The 14,420-nt window shown below is 58.8% G+C and carries 10 protein-coding genes and 1 riboswitch; of the genes, 6 read left to right on the top strand and 4 right to left on the bottom strand.

What is annotated here, in order from left to right; all coding sequences use genetic code 11:
- Window positions 1-12: 12 nt before the first annotated feature.
- A complete protein-coding gene (locus DL346_RS27575) occupies window positions 13-1,746 on the bottom strand; it encodes an extracellular solute-binding protein (RefSeq protein ID WP_112885601.1) in 1,734 nt (577 codons plus the stop codon).
- A 330-nt stretch (window positions 1,747-2,076) separates the two neighbouring features.
- Here DL346_RS27575 and DL346_RS27570 point away from each other — a divergent pair, with 330 nt between their 5' ends.
- Together DL346_RS27570 and DL346_RS27565 are read left to right on the top strand one after the other, a co-directional pair.
- The gene (locus DL346_RS27570; protein ID WP_112885600.1) at window positions 2,077-2,847 is read left to right on the top strand and encodes a DeoR/GlpR family DNA-binding transcription regulator; all 771 of its coding nucleotides are present in this window, start codon (window positions 2,077-2,079) and stop codon (window positions 2,845-2,847) included.
- A 310-nt stretch (window positions 2,848-3,157) separates the two neighbouring features.
- A riboswitch (cyclic di-AMP (ydaO/yuaA leader) is annotated at window positions 3,158-3,319 on the top strand.
- A gap of 4 nt (window positions 3,320-3,323) precedes the next feature.
- Complete coding sequence (locus DL346_RS27565) at window positions 3,324-3,824, top strand: C40 family peptidase (RefSeq protein WP_420849611.1); 501 nt, start codon at window positions 3,324-3,326, stop codon at window positions 3,822-3,824.
- 91 nt (window positions 3,825-3,915) lie between these two features.
- Here the strand turns inward: DL346_RS27565 and DL346_RS27560 are convergent, their stop codons facing one another.
- Complete coding sequence (locus DL346_RS27560; protein ID WP_112885599.1) at window positions 3,916-4,335, bottom strand: hypothetical protein; 420 nt, start codon at window positions 4,333-4,335, stop codon at window positions 3,916-3,918.
- A 210-nt stretch (window positions 4,336-4,545) separates the two neighbouring features.
- Between DL346_RS27560 and DL346_RS27555 the strand changes: the two genes are divergently transcribed.
- The 3 genes from DL346_RS27555 (at window position 4,546) to DL346_RS27545 (ending at window position 11,625) form a co-directional block, all read left to right on the top strand.
- Window positions 4,546-9,279 (top strand): DEAD/DEAH box helicase, encoded by a 4,734-nt coding sequence (locus tag DL346_RS27555; protein WP_112885598.1) that lies wholly within the window; start codon window positions 4,546-4,548, stop codon window positions 9,277-9,279.
- Between the two features lie 142 nt (window positions 9,280-9,421).
- Window positions 9,422-10,642 (top strand): MFS transporter, encoded by a 1,221-nt coding sequence (locus DL346_RS27550; protein WP_112885597.1) that lies wholly within the window; start codon window positions 9,422-9,424, stop codon window positions 10,640-10,642.
- Between the two features lie 56 nt (window positions 10,643-10,698).
- Window positions 10,699-11,625: an acetylxylan esterase gene (locus tag DL346_RS27545; protein ID WP_112885656.1), complete on the top strand. Its 927-nt coding sequence runs from the start codon at window positions 10,699-10,701 to the stop codon at window positions 11,623-11,625.
- A 176-nt stretch (window positions 11,626-11,801) separates the two neighbouring features.
- Here the strand turns inward: DL346_RS27545 and DL346_RS27540 are convergent, their stop codons facing one another.
- Window positions 11,802-12,638, bottom strand: a complete 837-nt coding sequence (locus DL346_RS27540) for an alpha/beta fold hydrolase (RefSeq protein ID WP_165822708.1) — start codon at window positions 12,636-12,638, stop codon at window positions 11,802-11,804.
- Between the two features lie 57 nt (window positions 12,639-12,695).
- Here DL346_RS27540 and DL346_RS27535 point away from each other — a divergent pair, with 57 nt between their 5' ends.
- Window positions 12,696-13,196, top strand: coding sequence for a DUF5946 family protein (locus DL346_RS27535; protein ID WP_112885655.1), 501 nt, complete (start codon window positions 12,696-12,698; stop codon window positions 13,194-13,196).
- A gap of 142 nt (window positions 13,197-13,338) precedes the next feature.
- Here DL346_RS27535 and DL346_RS27530 read toward each other — a convergent pair whose 3' ends face one another.
- Entirely contained in the window at window positions 13,339-14,265 is a 927-nt protein-coding gene (locus tag DL346_RS27530) for a polysaccharide deacetylase family protein (protein ID WP_112885595.1), read from the bottom strand.
- Window positions 14,266-14,420 lie beyond the last annotated feature (155 nt).

Raw genomic sequence — 14,420 nt, 5'->3', positions numbered from 1 at the left:
GATTGAGCAGGATTAGCCGCCTCTCTTCGCGCTCCAATCATTGACTTCGGTCGTAATTTCTTCGCCGCCGAGCGATTTCCACTCTTCCACGAACTTATCGAACTCATCGACCGGCGCTTGATTGATCACGATTTTCGTGAACAGCTCCTGTTCCTTCTGATCGAGAATGGACTTCTTCGCTACCATAGCCGGCGTAGGCGCCCCGGTAAACGCGTTTGTCAAGAACTGGCTGGCCGTCAAATACTGATTCATAATTTCCAGCGAACCGTGCGGCTTCGCGTTCATCCAGCTGCTCCACAAGCTGGTGTCGCCATCCAAAAATTTAATCGCGTCATTGTAATACGCCGTGCCGCTCACATTGCCATCAAGGGAGGACGGATCTTTCGCTTCTACCGCTTTCGACAGCAAACCGCCTGTCTTCGCGTTCAAATCCTGCGACATGACAACGATCGGGTTCAGCTTCCACAGCTCTTGGTCGCTGCTGCCGAATTTATAGGCTTTCGTCTCCGGCGTAATCGGATGGCTGTCGACTTCGATGAACCGGTTAAGAAGCTTAATGGCCGCCTCCGGATGCTCGCTCTTCTTCGAAACCACATAGTAGGCGTTTACGCCAAGGCCGACTTGATTCAAAGCAGGAGAATCGTCGGCGGACGGAATCGGGTATACTTCCCAGTCCGCGGTCACTTTATTATCTTTCACAACCGCGCTGGGCATCGGCCAGCTCGTTAGCCAGAACGGACCATACGCCATGCCTGCCTGGCCGTTGGCTACCAATTCATTTGCTTTCATATGATCCACAGTGAAGAACTCTTTATCGAGCTGACCGGCTTTGAACAAGTCCTGCAGCGCCTTCAAAGCGGTTTTCATTTCAGGCTGGATACTTCCGTATGCAAGCTTGCCGGAGGCATCCTTCACCCATGCGCCCGGATAGGCGTGGAAGCCGTTGAAGAAACCGGCAAAGCCATAGGCAGGATTGTAAATTTCTTTCTGGGCGACAAAGCCTACGGTATCCTCCTTGCCGTTGCCGTCCGGATCCTGCTTCGTAAAGGCCTCCGAAATCTTAAGCACGTCGTCCATCGTTTTCGGCTCAGTGAGGTTCAGCTTCTGCAGCCAATCTTTGCGCACATATAAGAACTGCGCATCGTTATAAGGGCTGTTCGTAACCGGAATCGCCATCAGCTTGCCGTCAAACTTCGCGGAGTCCAGCTGCTTGCCGCCGTCGCTCGTCATAAACGTTTTCGTTTCATCGGTCGCGTACTTCTCATAAACGTCGGTCAAATCGGCAAGTATATCGTTCTCGACAAGCTGCTGCAGATCGTCGACCGTTACTTTCATCAGATCCGGAATGTCGTCGGAAGCGATGCTAAGCTTTACTTTCTCGGGATATTGCTTGGAATCGACCATCCACTTGTTCTTGATCGAGATGCCGAGGTCCTTCTCATACATATCGTAAACGCCGTTCTTCTCGTAGGTTTGGCCGCTGTCGAACTTCAAGTTGGGATCCGATTCCCCGACAATCGTAAATTCAATCGGCGGATCGTACTTGGCCGCAGGATCTACGGTTTCGGAAGAAGCGCCATCATTGTTGTTCGCGCTCGCTCCCGAATTCGCGCTCTCGCTTGCGTTCGAGCTGGCGCCGTTATTCGAGTTGGTGCTATTCGTTGTGTCTGAATTGCCGCATGCCGATAGAATGAGAGCGCAGGTAACGATAGCGATAGCCGTACGGTTAAGATGCTTGCTTGTCATTGAATGGTCCTCCTCGGAATGGCTATAGAATGAGTAATGAGCATTGTTGATCCTCTTGCCTTCATATTAGTCACGCTTCGATCAACAGTCAATCATTTTTTGATTATTTACAATCACTTAAAAATGGATATATGATTAATATTGATCAAATATGCGTTGGTCGTTGGTCCCAATCGAATGTTTTTGACAGATCTCAATCGATATTGTGGAGGAAGCGCTTCATCAGCTTGATAATAATCAGCAAAATAGTATAGTTATTATGTAAGAGTTGTAAAAACAGCTAGTTTTTGATCGGGACTGATAAACCATTCATCCAGGAGCGATATAGAAATGAAAAGCAGGCACATAGAGATCATCGAGGCATTAAAGAAAAAGCCTTTCATGACCATTGAGGAATTATGCCTCGAGTTGGATGTATCGCCAGCCACCGTCCGGCGCGATTTGTCGCAGCTCGAAGATACGGGCGTGGTCCTGCGAATTAACGGCGGAGCTATTTATAACCATCAAGCAGACGGCGCGCATCCGCCTGCGCAGCTCCCTGCGGATCCTTATATAAATGAAAAGATCCGGATTGCCAAAGCGGCTGCCGAAGTGGTTAAGGATGGCGACACCATCTTTATGGACGCCGGTTCGACCAACCAGCATATCGCCGAGCATCTTGGAAATAAAGAGCGGATTACGGTTATCACGAACAGCCTCGAGATTGCGCACAAGCTCCATAACCTGAAAAATAAAAAAGACCTCTCCATCATCATTTGCGGCGGAGCGCTTGGCGAAGCGAATCTGGACGCCATTGTCGGCCCGGTCGCCGAAACGATGATATCCATGTTCCGCGCGAATATTGCTTTCATCGGAACCTCCGCGCTTGATACGAAGCTCGGCATTACCGACGCTTATCTGGCATCCGCGCGAATCAAAGAGAAGATGATCGAACATTCCGGCAAGGTCTGTCTCGTAACCGACCATAGTAAATTCGGAATCACGAACACCGCGTTCGTCTGCACGATCGATAAGATCAGCCAAGTCATCACCGACCAGCAGGCGCCTGCGGAAGATGTCAGTTATTTGCGAAACAGAGGCATCTCGGTTACGCTCGTTTAGCGAGAAATGACGAAAAAGAAGCAGCCGCGCCATTATGCGCAGCTGCTTCTTTTTTCAATTCAACCAATAATTAGTCAAAACCATGAATAAGGAAAGCGGCGCTGCCCCCCATTCGCATTCCGGGCGAGACACTATCCGTCAATTTTTCCCACTCAGGTGGCTTCCTAAAGCTGGAAGGTGAATCTCCTCAATTGCAGGCCACCCAACGAGTTGACGAGCCCAAAGGTTGCGTTCTAATAATTTTAATTTGTGAACAACCTGTGAACTCAGAAGGAGAAGGAAGAAAATAATCGAATAATTATGCCTAGAAATGAAAAATTTGCCGAATTCCCTTACAGGGAAACGGGGGAACCATTCTGGGTGAATTGATCCCGACATCCGCAGCAAGCAATTCGCGGCATGCCAGAGGGTATCATAGGGAGCCTTCAACCGAACCCCACAGCTAACCTCGTAGGCACCGGAAGGGGTTTCCCGTTTTGAAGAAGATTTCCGCCTTTTTGATCGGACTTGCGATGCTGCTGGCTTTCCAGACTGGAAGCGCTTTCGCGCAATCCAAAATGGATGGCGTCATCAATGGCCTGATCGGTACGCCTTACTTGTACTCCGGCACGACCAAGAAGGGGTTTGACTGCTCCGGCTTCACCATGTACGTGTTCAACAAGCTCGGCATGGATATGCCGCATTCTTCCCGTTCGCAAGCACAGATGGGCAAGAAAATCGCGAAAGCGGATTTGATTCCCGGCGACCTCGTATTTTTCAATACGACCGGCAAAGGAATCTCGCATGTCGGCATCTACGTTGGGGATGGCAAGTTTGCTCACTCCTCCTCCAGCAGAGGTGTTAGAATCAGCGGAATTAACGAGTCCTACTATGCGAAACGTTGGGTTACCGCTCGCCGGGTAATGAGCACGGAAACGTATGAGAAATACGCGGACGAGCCCTCCGACGAAGCTGGGGGCGGCGGAGATTCCGAGTAATGATTATCCTGCACCCGTTCTTGGTGCATCAGAAGAAGCCGCGGCCGTTTGTCCTGCATGGACAAGCAGCCGCGGCTTCTTCTGCATTTCGCTATTTGCGCTCGTAGCGCACCCACCAGAATGTGCGTCCGACCTGCACATCCAGCTTGCTGCCAAGCGGCGCGAACAGATCGTGCAGCTCGATCGGCGTCTCGCAGCCTTCACTGCGACGGTCGGCCATGACGACGGTCGCGCCCGCGGCCAGCCGTTCATGCCAGGCTTGGAGGAAGCGTTCGCGTTCGCCTTTCGAAAGCTCCCCAAGACAGAAGCATGCAAGCCCCGCATCAAAAGTTTCGGATACCGCGGCCAAGTCCTCTTGCCGGACCGTCTTCGTCACCGGCGTCGACAGGCGCGGCGTTCTCGGCCCGGTTACCCGCAGCACGCGCCGTCCAGCCAGCGTATCGGTCATTGCATGCTCAAGCTTCTTCCATTCTTGGCGCCGATTTTCCAAGCTGTTCCGCCATCTCGCCATGTCGCGATACCTCCTGCTGGGTTTTCTTTTTTCTATGTCTATGTCGCAGGGCCGCGGATGATTAATTGGAATGCGGATTTTTTATGGTTCGATTAAGCGGCTGCAAGACGTGAACCATGGGAGTGTCTAAAGAGGAATCATTTGACTCATGATGAATACTAGGATGATAGATTGATTAACATGCTTATTCTTGGGAAAGGAGCTTGAAGCATGCCACACCCTTCCCCCGCGCTCGCGGGATTTCATCGAACGCTGGCTGGCTGGTTCGCTCACGCTTTCGGCGAGCCGACGCCTGTTCAGCAAGAAGCTTGGGCCGCTATCGCCGAAGGCCGGCATACGCTGATCGCCGCCCCTACCGGCTCCGGCAAGACGCTGGCGGCTCTGCTGCCCTGCTTGAACAGGCTGGCCGAGCGGAAGCTGGCCGCGTCCAGACCGCGGGGCAAAGCGCTCGCGCCGGGTGTTCGCATCTTATATATTACGCCGCTCAAAGCGCTCAATAATGACATCCAGCACCACCTGGTCGGATTTATGGAGGACATTGAGCGGTTTGAGAGCGGTCGGGCCGGCGGCGAGACGGCAGTGGCGGAAGCCGAAAGCGAGCCTTGGCCGGGCATCCGCTCGGCGGTCCGCACCGGGGATACGCCTTCGCATGAGCGGGCCCGCATGGCCCGCCGTCCGCCGGACGTGCTCGTCACGACGCCGGAGTCGTTTTATTTGCTGCTGACCTCGGACAAGGGCCGCGGCATGCTCGCGACGGTGGAAGCCGTCATCGTCGACGAAATCCACAGCCTTGCCGGCGATAAGCGCGGCGCGCATTTATCGCTCTCGCTGGAGCGGTTGTCCGCGCTCGCCGCGCAGCCCGTGCAGCGCATCGGCGTATCCGCGACGCAAAAGCCGCTGTCGCGGGTCGCCCGCTTTTTGGGCGGCTGGGCGCCGCTCGGGCAAGCCGGAGCGGCAGCCGCGCTGGCGACGGGTTTGGGCGCCAACGAGCGGAGCGAGGCGGCTCGTGCCGGCAGCGGCCAGAGCGTTGGGATGCTGCCGGGCAAAGGCGGAAGAACGGGCGAAGGCGGCACGAAGGCCGCTTTGGCCGAGCCTGATCATCCGCTCGGGTATGCGCCTCGGCCCGTGACCATCGTCGAAAGCGCGATGGTCAAGACGATCGAGGTCCGGGTGACGATGCCGGACCTCAGCCGTCCTCCGCGAAGCCGCGACGGCGTGTGGCAGCCGATCATCGAGCGTATCATGGCTCTCATGGAAGGCGCCCGGTCCGTGCTGCTATTCGTCAACAGCCGCCGGATTTGCGAAAGGCTCGTGCTGCGGCTCAACGAGCACGCGGGCGGCGAGCTGGCGCGCGCCCACCACGGCAGCCTTGCGCGAGAGCGCCGGCTTGAGGTCGAGCATATGCTCAAGGCCGGCGAGCTGCGCTGTCTCGTCGCGACCTCCTCGCTCGAGCTCGGCATCGACGTCGGCCACGTCGACCTCGTGATCCAGCTCGATTCGCCTAAGGCGGCGGCCGCGGGCATCCAGCGCATCGGCCGCGCCGGCCATGCCGTCGGCGACGTCAGCCGCGGCTTTATCGTGGCGCGGTCGCGCAGCGAGCTGCCGGAGACCGCCGTGCTCTGCCGCAACATCGCGCGGCGCGACATCGAAGCGATCACCTTGCCGCGCGAGCCGCTCGACGTGCTGTCACAGCAGGTCACGTCCATTGTGGCGGCTGACGACATCACGCTTGCGGAGCTGTACGGCCTCATACTGGGGAGCGAGTGCTACCGCAGCTTCCCGCGAGAACGACTGGTTGCGGCGCTGAAGGTGCTGTCGGGCTTTTACCCGTTTGCGAGACCGCTCATGGAATGGGACCCCGGTACGGATCGGCTCCGCAAGCGGGCCAACACGTCCATGGCCGCCATTACCGGCGCAGGCACGATCCCGCAATCTTCCGCCTTCCCGATTCATCATGCGGAGAGCCGCGTCCATCTGGGCGAGCTGGATGAGGAGTACATCGGGGAAAGCCGCGTCGGGGACGTGTTTCAGCTCGGCACCAGCTCATGGATGATCAGCCGCATCGAGAATGATCGCGTCTATGTGCAGGAAGCGCCGAACCGGTTCAGCGAAATTCCGTTCTGGAAAGCGGAGAATGCGAGCCGCAGCTTCGAGGTCGGCGTCCAGCTGGGACGGTTTCTGGATCAACTGTCCGTCCGGCTCGCGCTGGACGATTCAACGATCCACGGCCCGGACGGCGATAAAGCCCAGGCTAGAGCACGGGAAGATGCCGCGATTCACTGGCTGGATACGGAATACGGACTGGATCATAACTCGGCATCCGAGCTGATCGGGTTTGTCGACAGCCAGCATCAGGCGCTCGGGCTGCCGACCGAGCGTCGGATTATTATCGAGCACTACCGCGATCTGATGAATATGACCCGCATAATCATCCATAACCCGTTCGGCAGGACCATCAACCGCACGTGGCTGCTGGCGATCCAGCAGCAATTTCAGCGGCTCCTGCCCTACAGCGTCTACGGCAATGCCAAGGACAACGGCATCGAGATCGTCGTGCCGGACGGGGACGCCTCTTGGCTGCAAGCGCTGTGGCAGGTTACCCCTGCCGCCTTGGAGGCGCTGCTCACCGAAGCGATAACCGGCTCGCCGATGCTCGGCCTTGCTTTTCGCCGGATTGCGGAAACGTCGCTCCTCCTCTCCCGCAGCTTCACGCGCACGCCGATGTGGCAGAAGCGGCTGCGCGGCGAGGAGCTGCTGAAGCAGTCGCTTCCTTATGCGGATCAGTTTCCGTATTTGCAGGAAGCGATTCGGGAATGCCTGTACGATTATTTGGATACGAACGGACTGGCGGAACTGCTGGAATCCATTGCATCGGGCCAGATTCAGGTACTCGTCAAAGAATCGCACGCCCCTTCCCCGTTCGCCGTCCAGTTCCTCGCCGATTACGCCAACATGCAGCTGTATGAAGGCGAAGGCTTCAGCGAGGCGACGCAGCTGCAGCTGCTCAGCGTAAGCAAGGCGATGGCCGGTCAGCTGTTCGGCGAAGAGAGCGTGCAGCGCGCGGTCGACCCCGCCATCGCCAAGGATGAGCAGGAGCGGCTGACAAGCGGCCGCCCGGCCCCGGCCAATGCCGATGAGCTGCTCGCGCTGCTCAAACAGCGGGGCGATCTCTCGGCCGAGGAGCTGGCCGGCATTGCCGGGGAAGCTGCAGCAGGCTGGCTGCAAGCGCTGCAGCAGGCCGGCCGCGCCGTAGAGCTGCCGCTGGGTCAAGGTCTGCGGCGCTGGATCTGCGCGGATGAGCGGGACATGTATGCCGCTTTCCCGGAGACCGAGGCCGCCATTGCTTTTATTGCCGGCCGGTTCGCCGATAACCGGCTCTCATTTACCGAGGAAGAGCTGCGCGAACGCTATCCGCTGCTCACGCCGGCCGAGGCCGCGCGCGTGCCGGAGGCGCTGCTGCGGCTAGGCCGGATCGAGCCGGCGCCCTTTGCGGTTGACGGCCAAGAGCGCATCTGGTCGAGCGCCCAGGTAGCTCGGCGCCTGATCCGCCTGACGTTGGAACAGGCCCGCAAGAAAGCGGAGCCGGTCGATCCGATTCGCTGGTGCACGCATATGTCGATGCTCCAGCACGCCCTCTCCGGTACGCAGCTGAGCGGAATCGACGGCTTGCGCATGGTCATTGAACGGCTGCAGGGCTTCTTCCTGCCTGCCTCGCATTGGGAGTCGATCATATTTCCCGCCCGGGTGACGGGCTATCGGAAGGACGATCTCGATTTGCTCTGCGCATCCGGCGAGGTCATCTGGATCGGGCGCAAGGAAGAGAGCGAGAAGGAAGGCAAGATTGCCTTCTTCCTCTCCGAATCCAAGCCGCTCTACGCACCCGTCATCGCCAATGCGGCCAATGCCGGCGAAGCTGCCGCCAAGACGAAGCATCCGCGGCTGCTCGCGCTGCTGCAGGAAAGCGGCGCCAGCTTCTTGACCAAGCTGAGCCGCGACTACGGCAAGGTGCCGTCCGAACTGCTGGGCGACCTGGTCGACCTGGTCTGGGAGGGGAACGTCTCCAACGATCAGTTCGCGCCGCTTCGGCTGCAGCTATCGACGAAGGGCAAGCAGCTGGCCCGCACCGGCTCCGGTCTCGGACGCTGGTACTGGACCGGCTCGCTCGCCGATAACGGCGGGCGGCAGTCCGCCGCGCAGCAGGCGCCGGCCGCCGGCCCGAACGCCGCCCACGCCCACACGAGCGCCTATCCAAACAGCGGCTCCTCCGAGGAAATGTCGGAGTCGGCGCTTCATTGGACGCAGCATTTGCTGGACAGCTACGGCATCGTGTCCAAAGAGCTGGTCGCCCAGTTGTCGCCGTTCAACTGGGATGAGCTGCTGCCGATGCTGAAGCAGCTTGAGCAGTGGGGCGTCGTCACGCGCGGGCTGCTCGTTCAGGGCGTGCAGACGCTGCAGTTCGCCCGCCGCGAGCAAATCGACGCCGTCCGTCAACAGCTCCCCGGCCAGGACAGCTCGGCCGTCACGGTCCTTGCGGCGACAGACCCCGCCAACCCGTTCGGCCTTGCCGCCGATTGGCCGAACGCCCGCGGCACCGGATTCGCCCGTAAAAACGGCAATTACCTCGTGCTGCAGCATGGGCGATGGCGCTACTGGATCGAGAACAATGGCCGGCATATCGTCGACTTAGCCGCAAACAACGATCCGGGCCGATCCTCGCCCGCCGCTCTCCGCGAGCCGCAAGAATCGCCGCCGGACGCCGCCAATCCGGCCGAGCTGAAGGACATCTTCCGCATGCTGCTCCGCCAGCACGGACTCAGCAAGATCAAGATCGATCGCTGGAACGGCGAGCCCATCGCCGAGTCCGCCGCCCAAGAGATGCTGCGGGCGCTAGGCGCCGAGCGCGACAACCGTTCGCTCGTGCTGTGGCCGAGCAACCTGCGCTAATAAGCAAAAAGCTTCTCCGCAACCAGTTCGATGCCGGGCGCGGAGAAGCTTTTTTATTTTAGCATGCGGACATATTTTCATATCGTTCCCCGCCCCGGATTGTGTTATGGTGGAAACAGTCTATCACGTGAGGAGAAATGAAATGTCCCGGCTAGTTTTTCTCGGTTGTGTCGCGTACCTGGTCGTCGGAATCGGCCAGTTGGCCATCGGGGCGGTTATGGAGCCGATGGTTCACGCATATGGCGTGCAGTACGGCGACGGCGGCCAGCTTGTCATGCACCAGTTTCTCGGCGGCATGGCCGGCATCTTGTGCGCGCCTTGGCTAATCGGAAAATACGGAAAGAAATTCGTGCTTCTGCTTGCGATCGGCTTCATGACGGTTGCCGAATTGCTGTATACGCTGCTTCCGCCATGGGGGATCATGCTGACGATCGCTCCTTTTGCGGGGGTCGGTCTCGGCATGACGGAGGCGGTCGTGGGATCGTTTATTATCGGAGCCTCCGGGGAAAAGGCCAATACGGCCATGAGCCGCGTGGAAACGTTCTTCGGCGTCGGGGCGCTGCTCATTCCGTTCGCGGGCGCGGCGCTGATCGAGGCCGGTTTATGGAAGCTGTCCTTCGGCATCGTCGGCCTGCTATCGGCGGTCACCTTCTTACTGTGGTTGGTTTGGTGGCCCGCGATACTGGACCAGCCTGCCGCAGTCTCTGCCGCACATACCGAGCGTCCGGCCGGAGCAACTCCTGCTGTGCCGAAATTGACGGCGCGCATGCTTGTCATCTTGACTGCTTCCGCCTTGTTCTTCATGATTTATGTAGGGCTGGAGATGAGCTACATCCACTACCTGCCGTCCCTGCTCGTTCAGACGAACGGTATGGTGGAATCATCCGCGACCTTGGCGCTAAGCCTCTTCTGGGGCGCAATGGTCCTCGGACGGCTGGCAGCCGGCCAGATTGCCGACCGTTTAAGCGGTGCGGTCTATCTCCTGGCAACTTGTTTGACGACGTCGATTCTATTCGTGCTGATGACGCTGTTCACCGGCGTTTTGCCGGCATTCGTGCTTGCTTTCGCCGTCGGCTTGACCATGTCGGGCATGTTCGCGATCGCGCTCGTCTTCGCCAACCGCGCGGCGCCCGGCATGACGGAGCGGACGACCAGCCTGCTCATGGCTTGCGGCGGCATCGGAGGCGCCCTGCTTCCGAAAGGAACCGGTTGGTTCCTTGACCAGCACGGACCCGAAGCGGTTCGCTGGCTGTTCGCCGGAACGGCATTCCTGCTTCTGCTTGTCATGATATGGGCGTCGCTGTCCGCTCGCCGCTCCAACGCTTTACCCGCATCTGCACTCATGATGGCTCACAAATCCTGATCGTATGGAGGCGTTATACGTTGAACGATGCAATTTCCCGCCGCAAAAGCGAGCTTATGGCCTGCGCGGCCGAATTAACGATCGAGTCCGAACATCTTAATGCTTTCTGGGACTCCACTCTTCGCAGGTATGACGAAATCCCGCTGAACCTCAAACGCGAGCCGGCCGAATCCCCTTTCCCGGGCGTGACAGTCGACAAAATCACCTACTACGGCGCAGACGACACGCCGATTCACGCCTGGTTCATCGTGCCGCAGCAGGCTGTTGCGGACGGCAAGCGATTCCCTTGCATCGTCACGTTCCCGGGCTACACGGACGACCGCGGCTATCCGGAGCGCTATGCCAGCTGGCTGCTGCTCGGGTATGCCGTATTCGCCGTCGATGTGCGGGGCCAAGGCGGAGAAACCGGCAATTATTTGCCGGAGCGCGCCGGGTCGGTCAAAGGCTGGGTATCCAGCAATCTGCTGGAGCCGGAGGGCTCGTACTATTTTGCCATAACGCTGGATGCCGTCCGTGCTGTCGATGCGGCCGCAGCGCAGCCGGAAGTCGACCCGGCGCGGATTGCATCCGTCGGGGGCAGCCAAGGCGGCGGTCTCGCCTTGATTTCGGCGGCGCTGAACCGCAAGGTCACGGCCGTCGTCGCCGATATCCCGAATCTGTGCCACATGGATCACGGCGTGCTGAACTCGGGCAGCTCCTTATCGGAAATCGCCCAGCATCTGAAGCGCTATCCGGAACAGCTGGAGCCGATTCTCCATACGATCGCCCATTTCGACATGCTCAACCTCGCCTCGCGCATGACGGCGCCCGTGCTCATGTCCGTCGGGTGGAAGGACGGCGTCTGCCTGCCGGAGACGATTTACGCGGTGTATAACCGGATTCCGACAGAGAAAGTCATCTTCGATTATCCGTTTAGCGGCCACGAAATCAATGAATACCAGAATCGGGAACGGATTTACTTCCTGCAAAAGCATTTTCGCTGATCTTTCCCAAAGCCAGCGGTGGACGGCTAGCCCCGAACGCATATCATTTTCAGGTAACAGACTGCGCCGCCGCCATCTTAACCAAACCATTGCTGCCTAGGTATGCTGGGCTATTCGAAGAAGAACCTCTGTCACCCGCTGCGATTGCCCAGCGAGCTCACGAGGTTCTTCTTTGTTCAACCGGCAAAATATTGCTTCAGCCGCTCCGCGATCTCCTTCTGGTTGAATAAATCCGGGGCGTTATGGCCCAGCCCGTCCATTAATTCCAACGTTGAGTCCGGAATGGCGGCAGCAACGGCACGCGCGGCATTCAGCATAAAGTCCTTGCTCTTGCTGCCGGCCATAACCAAGGTTTCCACTGTGATGGCACTATAGCCTTGTACGGTGGAATCGTGCCGAAACACTTCTTCCATTTCCATGATCAGCGTTGGCAGCTTATCCCTTAGCTTCCGTCCTTCCCGGAACAGCTGTGAAGGAAGCAACATCAGCTTAAGCAGCCGGCGCGGCAGCTTCGCCAGCCGCTCGGCTGTCCCCACGCCTTTAATAAACGCTACGAAGGCGTCGAGATCTCTGCCTTGTTCGATCAGCCGCTTATATGCAGGCATCCAGGCGGACGGAAACTGGCCGCCGATCGAAACGGCCGGTTCGTACACGGCCAGCTTCGCAACAGAAGTACTGGCCGAGCGCGCCAGCTCGAGCGCGATCAATCCGCCGTAGCTGTGGCCGAACAGAAAAGAAGCGCCCGTCGCTTCCAGCACAGCCTGAGCATCCTCGCATTCCTTCTGCATGCTGTACTGCTCGCCCTGCGGTCCGCTGTAAAGCCGTCCGCGTCGGTCTACGACGTAAACGGTGAAGGTATCTTCAAGCGCCTGCGCCAGCCTCTCGTATTCATGGCCGGAGACGAACGCGCCGTGAATGACGACAAGACCGGGACCGCGGCCCGACTTGCGGTAGCCGATGACGGTTCCGTCCTTGGATGTCGTGCCGGCTAACGTATAAGCCGATTTCTTCATGCCGGATCTTCCTTTCTGGGCGCGGCAACCATAGTGATTAAAGGAGGCGGAATGTCCGTGAAACCATCCATCGTCAAATGTCCCGGGTGCGGCCTGATGCTGCCCAACCAATCCTTTGCGGAGCCCCCGCGTTTTCATGCCTCGGGTGAATGCATGGATCTGTTCAATCAGCTGTCCTATTACACCATCGCGCATGGACGGCCCGATTTCATCCATCAGCTGGCGCTCGACAGCTACGGTGCCCAACATTCGGGCGGCGTCACGCGCCCGATTACGACGGCTTTCTCTCTGATCGGCCTCTACTTGGTCGTGGAGCATGGATTTACGGGCAAGCAGGTGCAGCAAGCCCATATGCGGCTTGCGCGTAAAAAGACCGAGTGGCCGCTCCTCGCCTCTCCGCCAACCGGCGCGGCGGTCACGGTCCAAGACATACTGCAGGCGGAAGCCGGCAGGACGCGGGACGCTATGATCCGCAAGTGGGTGCACGCCGTATGGGACAGCTGGGCACACGCCCGCGACTGGGCGCGGGAAGCCGCCCGGCCAGTGCTGGAGCCATAACGAAAAGGGTCGCTCCGGGCAGCCGCTGCTTGGGAGGGACCCTTTTTTATGGCTCTATTTTCTCTCGCAGATTGCTCAAATATACAATAGCAGCTGAAGCTGCGCGATGTTCCCTAGCTTCTCTGGGTCTGCACTTCCGCCGCTAAGACCTGCGGAGCAGCTCCGTGCCCAGCGCCCATGCGGAGCGAAGGCGCGAGGCGCGGCCGTGCCGTGCGATGAACGCGTAGTCCGTCAGCGTGACTCCGGCATCCTTCATCGCGGCATGCACATCGTCGTCGAGCATGAGCCGGTATTCCCATACCCGCTTCTCCCAATGGGGGATTGCAGCCAGCATCGCGTCATCCGGGATTGCCGGATGGATGTACGTCTCGCTAATGCCCTCGGGCAAGCGGTACAACTTCGCAATCATCGACTGCTTGAACGATTCGTAAGTCTCGCCGTCCTCTATCTCAAACGGATGGGACAGCAAATAATCCGGGATCGCCACGCCCAGCGTGCCGGCAAGCGCCGATGCCTTGCCGACAGCCCGTTCCACGCCCGGGACGGAGGCCAATATATCCTCGGGATGAACGCGGCGGAACAACCGGAACGGCACTTTCCATTTCACGCATTTCATAAGCGCTTGCGGAATGTGGCTGCGGCCCATCGCGATGCCGTACAAGCTGCCCATATGGTTGTCGGCGTGCGTGATCGCAATGCCCGCCCGCCGCACACGCTCGTACTGGGCGTCCAGCTCCTTAACCACTGCTGCCGTATTCGCGCCGCGTTCGAATTCCAGCAAGGTCCGGTACATATGGCCGCCATCGTCATGCAGCGACGGATCGCCGGTCAGACTCTTCCATCGTATCGCCTCAAATTCGCTGGTCAACGTCAGATGCAGCCCGATGTTAGCCTGCCCGCGCTTCCTGCACCAGGCCGCCGCTTCCTCGAAGCCCGGCGCAGGCGCCATAATCGTTGCCGATGAGACCCGGCGCTCCTCCAGCAAATGCATGATCGCCGCATTCATCGGTGCGCTTTGGCCAAAATCATCGCAATTGATGACGAGATACTTCTGCTCCCTCACGATCATCTCACTCCCCCTACTGCCACCTAGTTCCGCCACCAAGGGGGCGGGTACGACGGTGAATGCTGCCACCTAGTCCCGCCACCGAGGGGACGGGTACGACGGTGAATGCGCCACCTAGTTCCGCCACCAAGGGGGCGGGTACGACGGTGAATACTGCC

The sequence above is a fragment of the Paenibacillus montanisoli genome (assembly GCF_003268025.1).
Classification (GTDB): Bacteria; Bacillota; Bacilli; order Paenibacillales; family Paenibacillaceae; genus Paenibacillus_Z; species Paenibacillus_Z montanisoli.
This window is presented reverse-complemented; position numbering and strand designations above follow the sequence as displayed.

Coding starts and splice junctions, on each gene's coding strand:
- DL346_RS27560 (WP_112885599.1), bottom strand. CDS start 4,335: ATGGCGAGATGGCGGAACAGCTTGGAAAATCGGCGCCAAGAATGGAAG.
- DL346_RS27555 (WP_112885598.1), top strand. CDS start 4,546: ATGCCACACCCTTCCCCCGCGCTCGCGGGATTTCATCGAACGCTGGCT.
- DL346_RS27550 (WP_112885597.1), top strand. CDS start 9,422: ATGTCCCGGCTAGTTTTTCTCGGTTGTGTCGCGTACCTGGTCGTCGGA.
- DL346_RS27545 (WP_112885656.1), top strand. CDS start 10,699: ATGGCCTGCGCGGCCGAATTAACGATCGAGTCCGAACATCTTAATGCT.
- DL346_RS27575 (WP_112885601.1), bottom strand. CDS start 1,746: ATGACAAGCAAGCATCTTAACCGTACGGCTATCGCTATCGTTACCTGC.
- DL346_RS27530 (WP_112885595.1), bottom strand. CDS start 14,265: ATGATCGTGAGGGAGCAGAAGTATCTCGTCATCAATTGCGATGATTTT.
- DL346_RS27570 (WP_112885600.1), top strand. CDS start 2,077: ATGAAAAGCAGGCACATAGAGATCATCGAGGCATTAAAGAAAAAGCCT.
- DL346_RS27540 (WP_165822708.1), bottom strand. CDS start 12,638: ATGAAGAAATCGGCTTATACGTTAGCCGGCACGACATCCAAGGACGGA.